The 13553-nt window shown below is 39.0% G+C and carries 14 protein-coding genes, 1 tRNA gene, 1 other RNA gene and 1 pseudogene; 10 read left to right on the forward strand and 7 right to left on the reverse strand.

Translation table 11 applies throughout. The features are described from left to right. Positions 1-10 precede the first annotated feature (10 nt). The 3 genes from A8B79_RS10675 (at position 11) to smpB (ending at position 2250) form a co-directional block, all read left to right on the forward strand. Positions 11-1237, forward strand: a complete 1227-nt coding sequence (locus A8B79_RS10675; protein WP_066222190.1) for a site-2 protease family protein — start codon at positions 11-13, stop codon at positions 1235-1237. 5 nt (positions 1238-1242) lie between these two features. Further along, positions 1243-1668, forward strand: coding sequence for a hypothetical protein (locus A8B79_RS10680; RefSeq protein ID WP_066222193.1), 426 nt, complete (start codon positions 1243-1245; stop codon positions 1666-1668). Between the two features lie 111 nt (positions 1669-1779). Continuing rightward, on the forward strand, positions 1780-2250 hold the full coding sequence (gene smpB / locus A8B79_RS10685) for an SsrA-binding protein SmpB (RefSeq protein WP_066222195.1): 471 nt from the start codon (positions 1780-1782) through the stop codon (positions 2248-2250). 180 nt (positions 2251-2430) lie between these two features. Here smpB and A8B79_RS10690 read toward each other — a convergent pair whose 3' ends face one another. The 4 genes and pseudogenes from A8B79_RS10690 to A8B79_RS10705 all read right to left on the reverse strand — a co-directional run bounded on the left by A8B79_RS10690 (position 2431) and on the right by A8B79_RS10705 (position 5070). After that, a complete protein-coding gene (locus A8B79_RS10690) occupies positions 2431-3348 on the reverse strand; it encodes a T9SS type A sorting domain-containing protein (RefSeq protein WP_066222201.1) in 918 nt (305 codons plus the stop codon). A gap of 65 nt (positions 3349-3413) precedes the next feature. Further along, an RNA gene (rnpB, locus tag A8B79_RS10695) (RNase P RNA component class A) lies at positions 3414-3913 on the reverse strand. 34 nt (positions 3914-3947) lie between these two features. Then, positions 3948-4142 (reverse strand): annotated as a pseudogene (locus tag A8B79_RS16390) (GIY-YIG nuclease family protein); the annotation flags it as partial. Between the two features lie 217 nt (positions 4143-4359). Beyond that, entirely contained in the window at positions 4360-5070 is a 711-nt protein-coding gene (locus A8B79_RS10705; protein ID WP_066222204.1) for a thiamine diphosphokinase, read from the reverse strand. 12 nt (positions 5071-5082) lie between these two features. On the opposite strand from A8B79_RS10705, the gene A8B79_RS10710 reads away from it, so the two are divergent. Genes A8B79_RS10710 through A8B79_RS10720 form a run of 3 tightly spaced genes read left to right on the forward strand, consistent with a single transcriptional unit; the run spans position 5083 to position 8198 of the window. Beyond that, a complete protein-coding gene (locus tag A8B79_RS10710) occupies positions 5083-6054 on the forward strand; it encodes a DHH family phosphoesterase (RefSeq protein ID WP_066222207.1) in 972 nt (323 codons plus the stop codon). Between the two features lie 3 nt (positions 6055-6057). Beyond that, a complete protein-coding gene (locus A8B79_RS10715; RefSeq protein ID WP_066222210.1) occupies positions 6058-7257 on the forward strand; it encodes a S1C family serine protease in 1200 nt (399 codons plus the stop codon). Further along, positions 7254-8198 (forward strand): response regulator, encoded by a 945-nt coding sequence (locus A8B79_RS10720; protein ID WP_066222212.1) that lies wholly within the window; start codon positions 7254-7256, stop codon positions 8196-8198. The genes A8B79_RS10715 and A8B79_RS10720 overlap by 4 nt, the downstream gene beginning before the upstream one ends. A gap of 8 nt (positions 8199-8206) precedes the next feature. On the opposite strand, the gene A8B79_RS10725 is transcribed toward A8B79_RS10720, so the two are convergent. The 3 genes from A8B79_RS10725 to cutA are packed head-to-tail and all read right to left on the reverse strand — an operon-like array spanning position 8207 to position 9960. Continuing rightward, entirely contained in the window at positions 8207-8866 is a 660-nt protein-coding gene (locus tag A8B79_RS10725; RefSeq protein ID WP_066222215.1) for a hypothetical protein, read from the reverse strand. A gap of 9 nt (positions 8867-8875) precedes the next feature. After that, positions 8876-9628, reverse strand: coding sequence for an enoyl-CoA hydratase/isomerase family protein (locus A8B79_RS10730; protein ID WP_066222218.1), 753 nt, complete (start codon positions 9626-9628; stop codon positions 8876-8878). After that, positions 9628-9960 (reverse strand): divalent-cation tolerance protein CutA, encoded by a 333-nt coding sequence (gene cutA, locus A8B79_RS10735; RefSeq protein WP_066222221.1) that lies wholly within the window; start codon positions 9958-9960, stop codon positions 9628-9630. The genes A8B79_RS10730 and cutA overlap by 1 nt, the downstream gene beginning before the upstream one ends. A gap of 148 nt (positions 9961-10108) precedes the next feature. Here cutA and A8B79_RS10740 point away from each other — a divergent pair. From A8B79_RS10740 to clpX, 4 genes are all read left to right on the forward strand, one after another. Continuing rightward, a tRNA-Leu gene (locus tag A8B79_RS10740) sits at positions 10109-10192 on the forward strand. A 63-nt stretch (positions 10193-10255) separates the two neighbouring features. Continuing rightward, positions 10256-11545 carry a trigger factor gene (tig, locus tag A8B79_RS10745; protein WP_066222224.1) on the forward strand — a complete coding sequence of 430 codons (1290 nt, stop codon included), beginning with the start codon at positions 10256-10258 and terminating at the stop codon, positions 11543-11545. Positions 11546-11563: 18 nt separating this feature from the next. Next, entirely contained in the window at positions 11564-12214 is a 651-nt protein-coding gene (gene clpP, locus A8B79_RS10750) for an ATP-dependent Clp endopeptidase proteolytic subunit ClpP (RefSeq protein WP_066222227.1), read from the forward strand. Between the two features lie 26 nt (positions 12215-12240). Further along, a complete protein-coding gene (clpX, locus tag A8B79_RS10755) occupies positions 12241-13494 on the forward strand; it encodes an ATP-dependent Clp protease ATP-binding subunit ClpX (RefSeq protein WP_066222230.1) in 1254 nt (417 codons plus the stop codon). Positions 13495-13553: the final 59 nt, after the last annotated feature.

The following is a 13553-nucleotide window of genomic DNA, read 5'->3' on the forward strand; positions in this document are numbered from 1 at the left end:
GAGGAACTGATTGAGTAACGACGAACATCCATCATCCATAGAAACAGATTTCGAAATTCTGTCAAGAAGCGAAGAATCGAAAAATAAGCCCGATACCAAAACGATCTTAAAACATCTGGCTTTGTTTGTGCTTACGTTTATTTCGGTTTCAGTTGTAAGTTCGATCTTTGTTGGATTGGGGAATGGAATTTCAACTATTGGTCCGTTGGTTTTACCGGGAACAGAAGATCTGTTGAGAGGAGTGCTGTTCGCGTCATTGCTTTTGAGTTTTCTTACTTTTCACGAGTTCGGACATTATTTTGCAGCGGTTTATCATAACATAAAAGTGAGCCTACCATATTACATTCCACTTCCTGTCGGCATTGGAACACTTGGTGCTGTTATTCGGATCAAAGAAAAGATCCATCAAACCAAAAAGTTGTTTGATGTAGGAGTAGCCGGACCAATCGCCGGTTTCGTTGTTTCTTTGATCGTATTGATCGTCGGATTTGCCACCCTTCCGGAACCAAGCCATGTACAGAGTTTTGGCGGACACGAAGAACTGAAAGCTTATGTAGCTCAAACAGGAGAGTATCCTACAGAGATCTTGTCAGAGGAGGAGGGAACGGTGCTTATTTTCGGAAATACAATTCTCTATGGTTTTCTGGCCTCGTTGTTTGATAATGTTCCGCCACTATGGGAAATGTATCATTATCCGTGGTTGTTGGCAGGATGGTTTGGATTGTTTTTTACGGCACTGAATTTAATGCCTGTTGGTCAATTGGATGGCGGGCACATTCTCTATTCTTTGATCGGTTATAAAAATCACAAAATAGCAGCTCGAATATTCTATTCATTTATCACAATTTTAGCCGGAATTGAGTTGGTTCCTTTTTTCCATGATTTACTTGGGAAATACGACACTTCATTCGGCGCACTTTCTTGGTTGATCTGGGGAATCATGTTGTTCTGTGTTATGCATATCGCTTTTCAAAAAGAATCGAAATGGGTAAGCACAATGTTTACCACTTCGCTCATTTGTTCGGCGCTTTATTTGTATGTGATCCAAGGCCCTCAGGAAGGTTCACCTACATTAATATGGGGTGTATGGACGCTATTCATCACTTTTGTAGTAAAAGTAGAGCATCCGCCGGTTACATTTTACACACCACTTTCTAAAGGAAGAAAAGTGATAGGCTGGTTAAGTATGCTTATATTTATACTCTGTATTAGTTTGAATCCAATATTTACACAATAGAACCCATGAAAAAATTATTCATCCTGTTTTTGATAGCCGGATTTACCGCATGTGCGGAAACCAAAAAAGAAGATATGTCAACCAAATCAATGGCTGAAAAAGTAGAATTCTTTTTAGAGAATGATCAGTACACTGATGCGCTTACTTTACTGGAAACTCAGGAAGAGACTGAAGAAGTAATGACATTGAGAGAAAAAACGCATCTGAACTACGGACTTTTTCTGGAATACCGCGATTCCGACGTAACCAACATGCGCGATAAAATGAATGGAGCTTTAGCTCAGTATGTTGAAGTACTGAAGATCAATCCGGATAACGAAAAAGCGATCAGCGAGATAGAGCAGATTCTGGGAATTTACGCCACTTTTGATAACCGGAAACCGGATGAAGAAGTAGCTGAAGATCTCCGCGAACTAGGATTTGAAGTTTAAAGAAGAGAAGTCATCCTGAGGATACTTCCGAAGGATCTACACAAAGTATTTTCAGCTGAAAAGAAGACGTGAAGATTCTTCGCTATCGCTCTGAATGACAACAAAAATAAAATGAGCAACAACAACACCCCTACCATACAAAACCGAAAGGCTCGGCACGATTATCAGGTTGAAGAAACCTTCGAGGCCGGCATCGTTCTGAAAGGAACAGAGGTGAAGTCTATTCGTCAGGGGAAAGCTTCGTTTACTGATTCCTTTGCATTTTTGAAAAACGGAGAAGTGTTTTTGAGGGAGTTGTACATCAAGCCCTATGAGCATGGTTCGTATTACAATCACGATCCGAGAAGAGAACGAAAGCTTTTGCTCAACAAAAAAGAAATTCGTCAGCTCGATAAATTTGTACAGCAAAAAGGATACACGCTTGTTCCGTTGAAATTGTACTTCAAGAGAGGAAATGCCAAAATTCTGATCGGAGTAGCGAAAGGTAAAAAGAGCTTCGACAAAAGAGACAGCATCAAAGAAAAAGATCTGAAGCGACAACTAGACCGCAACGTGAAAGGGACGTATAAGGTTAATTTGTAACATTGTCATCCTGCACTTGTTTCAGGATCTTATGCAAAGGCTTTGACGTAGAACCCTTGTTCTAAGCTTTATTTATAAGCTTCTTCAACTAACACAAGCGTCTCGCCTGTGTATTTCTTGGAAAACATTCGTGAACTAGAATGGGGTGATTAAGATAGGAACTCAAAATTTAATCAAAAGCTATTTAATTAAAGTAAACTTCTTTGTCACTAATTGGTTGGAGGTTTTAAGTGTATAAAAGTAAGTGCCACTTGATAAATTACTACCATCAAAATTTACAGAGTGTTTACCAGCTGATAAAATGTTGTTTTGTAAAATGGCTACTTCCTGACCGATCATGTTAAAAATGGAAAACCTAACTTTTTCTGTTTGCGCTAATTCAAATGAAAAAGTTGTGGTTGGATTGAATGGGTTGGGATAGTTTTGAAGCAAGCGAAAGCTATAATTTTGAATTCCTTCATTCTTAATATCTGTTGCTATGACAGAAGTTGGGCTTACAAGTCTTCTATTATAGACTTCAATATGCAGGACTCTAGAATCTTTGATTAGCTCATCCGCAAGTGAATCAATTTGAATCTCTGAAAATCCCCATTTAGAAAAACCATTTCGGAGTTCCAGTACTTCTGCATTTAAGCTGTCCGCCATAAAGCGAATGGTTGATGTGTCGACAGGATTTTCAAAATATAGAACAATATTTCCACCTAAATATTGTTCTGAATTAAAACTAACAGAATCAATTATTCCTAAATAATCTACAACAATAGTTTGTTCGCCACTTTCTTTTGGAAGAAACAATGAAGACGTATTTAATTCCCAGGTTAATTCTCTTTTGTCGCCGATAAATAGTGTATCTCTATAATCATCTGTAAGGTATTCATCTCCAAAAAGATTAATTCTAGAAAATACGAGACTAACTATCCAAGAGGATGATCCTCTATAAGTATGAATTGCATCTGAATCATTATAAAAAGTGGCTTTAAGGATGATTGTTTCCCCAACTCCATATTGTGTTTTATCTGTAGTGATTTCTGAAGAAACCTGCCCAAAAAGCGGATTGGCGAAAAATAAGAACAGTATTAGTATTAAAATATTTTTCATAGTTAATATTAATAAAGTTAGCCTCATAAAACAAAACCCCGCCCTTTCGGACGAGGTTTTCATATTCAACAGGAAAGTCTATAAGCCGGATTTTGTTCCTCCGCCAATTGGCAGATTCGGTAATCATTTATCTGGTGCACTCCACCCGATGGCGTCACGACAAGTGGCGTATACCATCTTACATGAGCTTGCACCCCGCGAGGTTTACCGTGCCTCTTCGGTCACCCTAAGAGCGGTGAGCTCTTACCTCACCTTTTCACCATCACCTTCAACGCGGAGCGTTGGAAATTCCAATGTTTAAAGCTCAAATTTCAAACAAGCACCAATGTTTTAATATTTAAACATTGTGATTTGTTTGTGTTTTGGAGCTTGTTATTTGAAATTTAACCAGCGCTCCGCGCTGGAGGCAGTTTGTTTTCTGTTGCACTGTCTGTCTCAGTATCATTCCTGATAAAGAGCCTCTGCTACGCCCGAAGGATCGCAGAGCGCGGTACTTGTCGGTGTCCGGACTTTCCTCCCCCCGCACATAACATTTAACGATCAATGCTTTTTTCTAACCTTTCTTTCAACCTTCTAATACCTTGTCCGTGATGTTTCAGCTTTCTTTCTCTGGCTAAAGCATCACTTTTATTTTTGAAGCCCTCAAAATATACCAACTCATAAGGCATTCCACTTTTGGTGGATTTGACCTCTCCATTATTATGTTGGGCTAATCTTTTCTTAAGATTACTTGTGTACCCAACATAAAACTTATTATTGGTTTTACTTTGAAGGAGGTAAACATAGAAATACATAAAAGAGCATTAAATGTTATGTGCGGGGAGCGATTACCCGACTTTCCTGAATCAAAATACGGTTTTGACCAAGATTATAAAAGAACGAACAAAGGGATTAGTTAATAAGTAGATAAGTAAGAATCATAAGCATATAATTCTCCCTTCGAAGGGAGATGAACATCCAAACAGTTCTTTGGATGTTCCGAGGGATGCCAGAATCTTTGCTAATATTTAATCACTTTATCTTACTCCCATCCCCAATAAACACCGCTAATTTCCCGGAAGAAAACTCAAGCGTAACCGGAGAAGCAGTAACGGTATTAGAAGTAGCATCCTGAACGCCGGGTTCTAAACGCACATTATTCAGAGGATACAGAACTCCGGAAGAGATGAAATTCTCCACAAACCCGGAAACAGGGAAAAAAGAAATAGGTGTATTCATCGGGATATCTTTTTCAAAAGGAGAATCAGCTAAAAAAGTTTTCCCGTAATCATCTTCAAAAACCAAAGACTCAAACCGGTCATGAAATTCCACCAACGAGGAAAGATTCTTTTGCTGATGGTCGATGCGTTTTCCCAAAGCCCCCAGAACAGAACAGCTTGTCGCGCCCTTTTTAAGTGCATAATTCAACGCTTTATCCAGATCGGTGCTGTTTTGGTCGTCGAGTTTTAATACTTCAATATTTTCATGATTGGTGTATTTGAAACTGTCCAGATCTCCGAGAACGATATCAGGAGTAAAACCATATCCGAGAAACACGTGCCCACCGCTATCGGCGCCAATTTGGAGATCGGCTTTTTTGATATGGGTTTCTAATAAAGCTTTGGTTGGAGGCGTGCCTCCGCAAATAATAAGTACGTGCATATATTTTTGATGTAAAACTCGAAAAAAATCACCCCAAAAAGAAATGGAATTCTGGCTATATACATCTATTTTGGCGGTCAAAAAGAAAACTCTATGTTTGAAAAGCTAATTCCGGAATTGTTATCTCACAAAAAGATCGGAGTTTTTTCACATGTGCGTCCTGATGGAGATTGTTTGGGCTCACAAGTTGCACTTTGCCTGTGGTTGCAGAAAAACGGCGTTGATTCATCCGCATTTAATGAAGATGAAGTAAATAAGAACCTCGAATGGCTAACCGAATTTAAAAAGATCGAAAAACCCGATTTCTCTGATCTGAAAGGATTTGATGCCTTTGTTTTTGTAGATGGGAATGCGCTTCATCGTTTTGGTGATACTGCAGAAAAAATCACCGAACTTGGAAAGCCGTTATATATGATAGACCATCATCCACAACCGGATGAAGTTTTTAAAGAGTTTGTGTCAAAAACGGACGCTTCATCTACTTGTGAGTTAGTTTATAATTTGTTTGCAGAGCATGATATCACTCAAATTGATGAACAATCAGCTAAAGCCATGTATGTTGGAATAGTAACCGATACCGGTTCTTTTCAGTTTGACAGCGTGAAACCCGGCACTATGAAAGCGGCTTCAACTTTGTTGGAATATGGAAATTTTACTCCTGATGAAGTTGTACAAAAAGTATATTCTTCGAAACCCATGAAGCAGATCAAGTTACTGGGTTTGGCACTGGATACCATATCTTTGCATGAGAACCAACAAATTGCGACTATGTACGTTACAAAAGCGATGTTTCAGAAAACGGCTACTTCCAATGAAGACACGGAAGGATTTGTAGCTTATCCGCTAAGTATAGAAGGAGTAAAAGCATGCATTTTCTTACGAGAAGACGAAGATAGAATTAAATTAAGCCTGCGTTCTCAAAGCGACATTGATGTAAATGAATGGGCAAGAGAACTCAATGGCGGAGGTCATAAAAAAGCAGCAGGAGCCTGGTATAAAGGCAATATGGAAGAAGCAATCGAAGACGTCATCAGTATTGGAAGAAAACAATGGATTAACGATTAGGGAATGAAGAGAACAGTTACTACCGTAAGTTTACTGGGTTTAATTTTTTGGACAGGTTGTTTAAAAAAAGATAAACCGGAAGTTATACCGACTATTTCTCCTTTAGAATATGAATCCTCACCGGCAAGTTTTGAGCCGGAGGAAGAAAAGGAAGAGGTAAAGACAAATCAGGTTTCTATTTCTGAGAGCAGAAGTAACGCTATTACCAAAGCAGTTGAAAAAGCCAGTCCTGCAATTGTGAGTATTACAGTAACAGAAGTTGAAAGAGGATATAATCGTGTGATGGATCCTTTTTTCTCCCGTTTTTTTCAAATGCCATCAGAGCGTGAAGTTAAAAGTATTGGTTCGGGATTTATTATCAGAGAAGACGGTTTGATCGTTACCAATGAGCATGTAGCAAGTAAAAGCGCCAAAAAGATCATGGTGGCGCTTTCAAATGGAGATACTTATGAGGCTGAACTACTTGGATCAGATGAATTAGCAGATCTGGCTTTATTGAAAATAAAAGAACCGAAAGGAAAAATGCCTTTTGTGAAATTTAGTAATTCCGAAACAGCGATGGTTGGTGAGTGGGCCATAGCGATGGGAAATCCATTTGGTTTATTTGATGATGGGCAGGCTTCGGTAACAGTTGGAGTGATAAGTGCTACAAAAAGAGATTTTCGCCCCGACCCTAAAGACCCCCGAGTGTATATCGATATGATCCAAACGGATGCAGCTATTAACAGAGGGAATTCAGGCGGACCGTTAGTAAACAGTGATGGAGAAGTAATTGGTGTGAATACCTTTATTTTCACAGGAGGAACCAGTAATGGATTTGTGGGCCTTGGATTCGCGATTCCTGCGAACAGAGTAAAGAAGATCATTAAACAGCTGGAGGAATCCGGCGAAGTGGCTCTGGATTTTGATCCGGGGATGGAATTTACTAGAATGACTACTCAGATCGTTTATCAATATGGAGTGCCGTCTATTCATGGACTTTTTGTAACAAGCGTAAACAAGAATGGACCTGCTTATGAGAGTGGTATTATGCCCGGAGATATCATTACAAAAATCGGAGATGAAAGAGTGAGTAGCGAAATGCATGCCTGGGCTTTGATGAGGGAATTTGAAGAGGGAGAAAAAATGTCGATAACATTAGCAAGAGGCCAAAACCAATATGAAGCAGTTTTGACATTGCGAAAACGAGTAAAAGGGAAATGAGTACACCAGAAACAAATTATACTATTTTGGTTGTAGATGATGATAAAGCTTCGCATATCATTGTCAAAAATCTGATTGGCAAAAAATATGAGCTTGTTCACGTAAAAGAGCCACAACAAGCTATAAATATCCTTTCAGAAAAGAGGATAAACCTGATATTATGTGATATTCATATGCCGGGAATGACGGGTCTGGAGTTTCTGGAAGCCATCAAAAAAGATATAGATAAAAAAGATATTCCGATTTTATTGATGACCAGTTTGCCTACTGTTGAAAAAGAGCAAAAGGCGATGGATTTGGGGGCCAAAGACTTTATTAATAAAGAGTTGTTTCATTTAAGCCCAATCGAAGTTGCTCAACGCATCGAAATGAAGTTAGTTAGTAATTTCAGAATTCCAGACTTGTCTAAGAAACTGGCAGCCAATCAAAAAGAGATTGTACAGGATATGATGGTGCGTATGGAAACCATGGATTTCCTGAATGTATCACAAGAATTTTGCCACCAGATAGCAAAACTTTTTGAGTTAGAGCATCTTTCCTTTTGGAAATTATCTAAAGAAAAGCCAAATCTTTTGGTAACGGTTGGGTCAAAAACCCCAAGAGACTACAATCCGCAAGATCTTTATACCGAATTAGTTTTTCGCAGAATGATAAAAAACCGGAAACCATATTATACCAACAATATTTACAACAGCAAGTTGGGAGTATTTATTGAAGGTTCTCGAGAGGAAGGAATGCCGGCAGAAATAGGTGTTCCCATGTTTGCGATAACAGAATCCGATCTGATCAAAAACCAAATGAAAATACCCGGCAACGCACCAATATTTGGTTATATGTTGATGAAGCGAAGTAAGGTTTTTTCTACCAAAGAATACGCCGTTCTTTCTAAGCTCATCATTCGTTGCAGCACCATGATCTGGCGATTGTATAAACAGATGTAGATTTAAATCTAATTTACTTTCGTTGCAATCGTATCATTATGCCCCACCAAAAACTTTCTTAGATATAACCCAATCGTTGCTCGGGATTCGAATCCGGCTTTTAATGCAGCATCTTCAAACTCTTTATCCGTCAGATCAGGATCGGTAGCGAAATCGATCATGTCTTTGTAAAAGCCAAGAGTGAAATTATCGACATCGCTTCCGAATTTGGTTACGAAGATAACGTTTCCATCCCTATTAGTTTCGTTGTAGTAAATATTTTCCATAGCTCTTTGCTTGAGCAGTTCATCATGCAAACCCCGGGCAGCATTAAACATCTCGATATGATATAAGCCCGCTTCAGAATCTTTTTCTAATAATTCTTTCCAGCTGACTTCTGATTCGGCTAAAAAGTCATGCTGAAAATCCACCCATTCACTGTAATCATGCATCTCAGGTTTCGAAAATGGAGTCATAAGCATTAGATCCCAGTGATCACCCTGACTGTGACGCATGATCATCATATTGCCATCGGCATCCGATTTTTGCTTTTTAACATATTCGATGAGGTCGCCCAGTTCACCCGGCGCTGCTCTCAGAAGCGTTACCTGATAATTATTTTGAGCAAATAACGGGACGCACAAAAGTAAAAACAGAGCAGCGAAAATAGCTTGACGGAATTTTATCATAATGGGATCCTAGTTTTCTTTTTTATTCTTTTGGATAAATTTTTCAACTCTGGAAGTATGGTTTTCATCCACCCACAGATCAGCAAAGGGTTCGATCTCGGCTTTCATCTTCTTAAATCTTTCAGGCGATTTGATACCGCTGTTTTGTTTAAGCGTTTTAATAAAGTCCCTTCCGTTTTTTAAAAGTGGGTCAGTCCATTCCACAACATTCTGCTCTTCAACAATGGCATTAATGAAATTATGGTGTAGCAGCTGTTGAGCAGTTTTAATTTCTGCTTTTCCCTGCCATTCCAATGCTTTAGATCTGCCAACTCTTTCGATTAGTCGAGTTAGACCACCCCACCCGGGAGTCAAATAGAACCTTCCCTGAGTAAATCCGAATTTGGAATGAGATGCCGAAAGAATAAAGTCGAAAGCCATCATACACTCAATGCCGCCCCCGTATGCATCACCGTTTATATAAGCGATATTCCAGCAAGGTAATTCTTCAACTCGTCTGAACAACTTTTGCATTCGCTCTGAGACATTTATGGCTTCACTTTTTTGAGTAATAGTATGAAACTCCTTTAGATCGCCACCGGCAATAAAACTTGTTTTTCCTGCTCCGGAAAAAATAAAAACTTTTATAGAATCATCTGTTTCTAATTCAGAAACCAAATCTTCTAACTGATCAATTACTTTAAAGTTAATTGCGTTTCGGGCTTGAGGGCGATCAATTTTTGCCCACAAAATATGGTCGGATACTCTTTGTGATCGAATCATTATCTTTCTGCGGACTCCTCAAACAACCATTGTAAATACTCCGGATTTCCTTCGTCCTCTGCAATGTTAAGGCTGATAATACAGGGACAATCGTAAGAATGGTTTTCTAAAATAAAGCGAGTTACCGGTTGTACTTTAGAAATGTGTGTTTTTACGAGCAGGATGGTTTCAGAAGCTTCCTCAATTACATTATTCCATTTATAGATAGATTCCATCCCGGGAATAATATTAACGCAGGCAGCCAAATCTGCTTCAATGATCTTTTTTCCCAAGTCAGAAGCTTGTGCTTTAGTTTCGGTTGTAACGTAGAGTAGTCGCAGGTTTTTATGCATGGTACCAGAATTTCTGCAAAGCAAAGCCAAAACCCAAATTTTTTACTTTTTATGTGTCTGATAGAGCAAGAGTTTTAGTTTTAAATTTTCATTCCAGAAAGTTGGAATTTGTTTGTTTTTACTCCTATCTTTGTGAGCTCTAAACTATGCGAAAGTGGTGGAATTGGTAGACACGCTAGATTTAGGATCTAGTGCCTTAACCGGCGTGGGGGTTCGAGTCCCCCCTTTCGTACTTTCCTATCTAAATAATACCTGTTTATAACAGCTGAATTGCACATAACAAAGCGGAGAAAAAGTGAACATTTCTGTTAAAGAATTAACAAAAGTTGATAAAGAACTTACCCTGACAGCAAAACGAGAAGATCTTCAGGAAACATTCAACGAAGCTTACAAAAAGTATAAAGGTCAGATCGCGCTTCCGGGATTCAGACCCGGAAAAGTTCCAATGGGAATGATCAAAAAGAGATTTGGTACTGAAATCGAGTACGAAGAGATCAATAAGTATGTACAAAAAGTATTCGAAAAGGATGTAGTTCCTGAATACAATCCGGTTGGCGAGACTGAAATGGTTGACATGACTTGGGAAAACGACGAGCTGGAAGTGATCTTTAAGATCGGAACCAAGCCTGAAGTAGAGTTAAAAGATCTCAGTAAGATCAAAGTGAACAAAATGGTTCATGATGTTACTGACGAAGAAGTATCAGAAGAAATTGAAAGAACTTTAGAGCGTGAAGGCAACTGGGAAGATGTTGACGGAAAAGCAACCAAAGACTCCAAGCTTATCGTAGATGTAATTTCTCTGGATAAAGACGGAAATCCTGTTGACGGTGAAGAAGATGTTGATCAGGTTATTGACCTGAGACAAGATGGTGCTAAGGATTTCCTAAAGTCGCTTAAAGGAAAATCCGCCGGCGATGTTGTTGATATGGAACTAGGTGAAGGTGATGAAAAAGATCGCTTCAGAGTAACCATCAAAAAAGTGCAAAAGCTGAACAAAGCAGAGATGAGTGAAGAATTCATTTCTAAAAACAGCAATGGTGAAGCAAAAACTGAAGATGAGTTTAAGAGCTACATCAAAAGCCAGATGCAAAAGTACTACGATCAAACTTCAGAAGACTTATTCAAAAATGAAGTTGTAGAAGCGTTGGTTGATGCTCATAAAGTAGATGTTCCTGAAGTGTTTTTAGAGCAGGTACTGAATTCTTATGTGGAACAACAAAAGCAACAGCAAGGGGGTACTCTTCCGGAAAACTTTGATGAAGTTGTTTATAAAGAAGAAATGAGAGAGCGTGGCCTAAGAGAAGGTCAGTGGTATTTCATTAGCCAAAAATTGCAAGAAACATTTGAAGATATCGAAATAAAACCCGAAGATATCGACGAGTTCATTTCTGTGGAAGCAGCGCGTTACGGTGCTTCTCCGGATCAGCTTAAACAATACTACGCTCAGAACCCGAATTTACTGGAGCAATTGAGAAGCAGTATTCGTGAGAATAAAGTATTTGTTAAGCTTGAAGATGAAGTCAAAATCACGGAACTTGACAAAGAAAAGTACCGTAAGTTTCAGGAGAAGAAATCTAAAAAATAAAAAATTTACTTAACGGCTATGTTTTATAACTCACTTTCATCACAACCTAAGAATAGTTCTATTGAACCTATAGAGAGCAACCTTGTACCAATGGTTGTTGAAACAACAAGCCGTGGAGAACGTGCCTACGATATTTATTCTCGTCTGCTTAAAGACAGGATCATAATGCTGGGCAGTGGAGTAAATGATGCGGTAGCAAGCTCTTTAGTTGCTCAAATGCTGTTTTTGGAATCAGAAGACCCTGAAAAGGACATAAATTTTTATATAAACAGCCCGGGTGGTTCTGTATCAGCCGGTTTAGCTATTTATGACACCATGCAGCACATTAAATGCGACGTTGCTACAACGTGTATGGGAATGGCGGCAAGTATGGGTGCTGTTTTGCTTACTGCCGGCGCAGAAGGCAAGAGAAGTTGTCTTCCGCATGCCAGAGTAATGATCCATCAGCCATTAGGTGGAGTTCAGGGACAAGCAAGTGATATTGAGATCGAAGCCAGAGAGATTCTGAGAGTTAAAAAAGAATTAAGCCAGATTATTGCTGATCATAGTGGTAAGTCGATAGAAGATATCATGAATGATTCTGACAGAAATAACTGGATGACTGCAGACGAAGCAAAAAAATATGGTTTGGTAGACAACGTTGTTTCAAGAGCTAAATCTGCTAAATAAATATTTTTTGATTAGATTTAAGTGCTATGAGCGATAAAAAGGAAAACAACGATATTGTAAATTGTTCATTCTGTGGCCGTTCAAGCCTTGAAGTGAACAGCATGGTTGCAGGACCGGGAGTTTATGTTTGTGACCGTTGCGTTGAAGATGCATCAAGCATTATCAAAAGTGATCTGGCTTCTTTAGCTCGACGAAGAGATAAACCGGTAAAACCACTTTTGAAGCCGGTTGAGGTAAAAACAAAGCTGGATGAATATGTAATAGGACAGGAGCAGGCCAAGAAAACCCTTTCCGTTGCAGTCTATAATCACTATAAACGTGTCAATAACAATCATAAAGAGATTGATGATACTCAGATAGAGAAAAGTAATATTGTACTTCTTGGACCTACGGGAAGCGGTAAAACATTACTGGCACGTACGTTGGCAAAGATCATTGATGTGCCTTTTACAATTGCTGATGCCACTGTGCTTACTGAAGCCGGTTATGTAGGCGAAGATGTGGAAAGCATTTTAAGTAATTTATTACAAGCTGCAGATTATGATGTAGATCGCGCCAAACAAGGAATTGTCTACATTGATGAAGTGGATAAAGTAGCTCGTAAAAGTGATAACCCTTCAATTACGCGCGACGTTAGTGGAGAAGGTGTTCAGCAGGCTCTACTTAAAATTTTGGAAGGTACAGTTGCAAATATTCCGCCAAAAGGAGGAAGAAAGCATCCCGAACAAAGCTTTATTCAATTAGATACTTCTGATATTCTGTTTATTTGTGGTGGTGCGTTCTCTGGTTTAGAAGATATTATTTCAAGACGTATGTCTACCGGATCTCTGGGATTCCACAATGCTGATAGTGTAAAGTTTGATAAGAATCAGCCTGATATTTTTACACATGTTGAACCTGAAGATCTGCAAAGATTCGGATTGATTCCTGAATTGATTGGTCGTTTACCAATGATCTGCGGTTTGCATGAACTTTCTGATGAGGCGTTGCTGGACATCCTTCAGAATCCTAAGAATGCTCTTTGCAAACAGTACAAAAAACTCTTCAAGATGGAAGATGTTGAACTGGAGTTTGAAAAGGAAGCTTTAGAAGCTATAGTTGAACAAGCTAAGAAGAGAAAAACGGGAGCGAGAGGTTTGCGCTCTATTATGGAAGCAGCCATGATGGATATCATGTTTACATTACCTTCCATGAAGGATATTTCCAGATGTGTGATTACGGCTGAAACCATTGTAAAGAATGCTCCTCCGGTTTACGAAAAGCAAAAAGCTTCTGCATAAACAGATTAAAAGCCCTGTACAGAAAAAATGTGCAGGGCTTTTTCATTTCATAAAGATTC

Source organism: Balneola sp. EhC07, assembly GCF_001650905.1.
In the GTDB taxonomy this organism is placed as follows: Bacteria; Bacteroidota; Rhodothermia; order Balneolales; family Balneolaceae; genus Balneola.

What these genes read in the sequence shown, in the direction of transcription:
- A8B79_RS10680 (WP_066222193.1), top strand. Translation starts at nt 1,243, where the DNA reads ATGAAAAAATTATTCATCCTGTTTTTGATAGCCGGATTTACCGCATGT.
- smpB (WP_066222195.1), top strand. Translation starts at nt 1,780, where the DNA reads ATGAGCAACAACAACACCCCTACCATACAAAACCGAAAGGCTCGGCAC.
- A8B79_RS10690 (WP_066222201.1), bottom strand. Translation starts at nt 3,348, where the DNA reads ATGAAAAATATTTTAATACTAATACTGTTCTTATTTTTCGCCAATCCG.
- A8B79_RS10710 (WP_066222207.1), top strand. Translation starts at nt 5,083, where the DNA reads ATGTTTGAAAAGCTAATTCCGGAATTGTTATCTCACAAAAAGATCGGA.
- A8B79_RS10715 (WP_066222210.1), top strand. Translation starts at nt 6,058, where the DNA reads ATGAAGAGAACAGTTACTACCGTAAGTTTACTGGGTTTAATTTTTTGG.
- A8B79_RS10720 (WP_066222212.1), top strand. Translation starts at nt 7,254, where the DNA reads ATGAGTACACCAGAAACAAATTATACTATTTTGGTTGTAGATGATGAT.
- A8B79_RS10725 (WP_066222215.1), bottom strand. Translation starts at nt 8,866, where the DNA reads ATGATAAAATTCCGTCAAGCTATTTTCGCTGCTCTGTTTTTACTTTTG.
- A8B79_RS10730 (WP_066222218.1), bottom strand. Translation starts at nt 9,628, where the DNA reads ATGATTCGATCACAAAGAGTATCCGACCATATTTTGTGGGCAAAAATT.
- cutA (WP_066222221.1), bottom strand. Translation starts at nt 9,960, where the DNA reads ATGCATAAAAACCTGCGACTACTCTACGTTACAACCGAAACTAAAGCA.
- clpP (WP_066222227.1), top strand. Translation starts at nt 11,564, where the DNA reads ATGTTTTATAACTCACTTTCATCACAACCTAAGAATAGTTCTATTGAA.
- clpX (WP_066222230.1), top strand. Translation starts at nt 12,241, where the DNA reads ATGAGCGATAAAAAGGAAAACAACGATATTGTAAATTGTTCATTCTGT.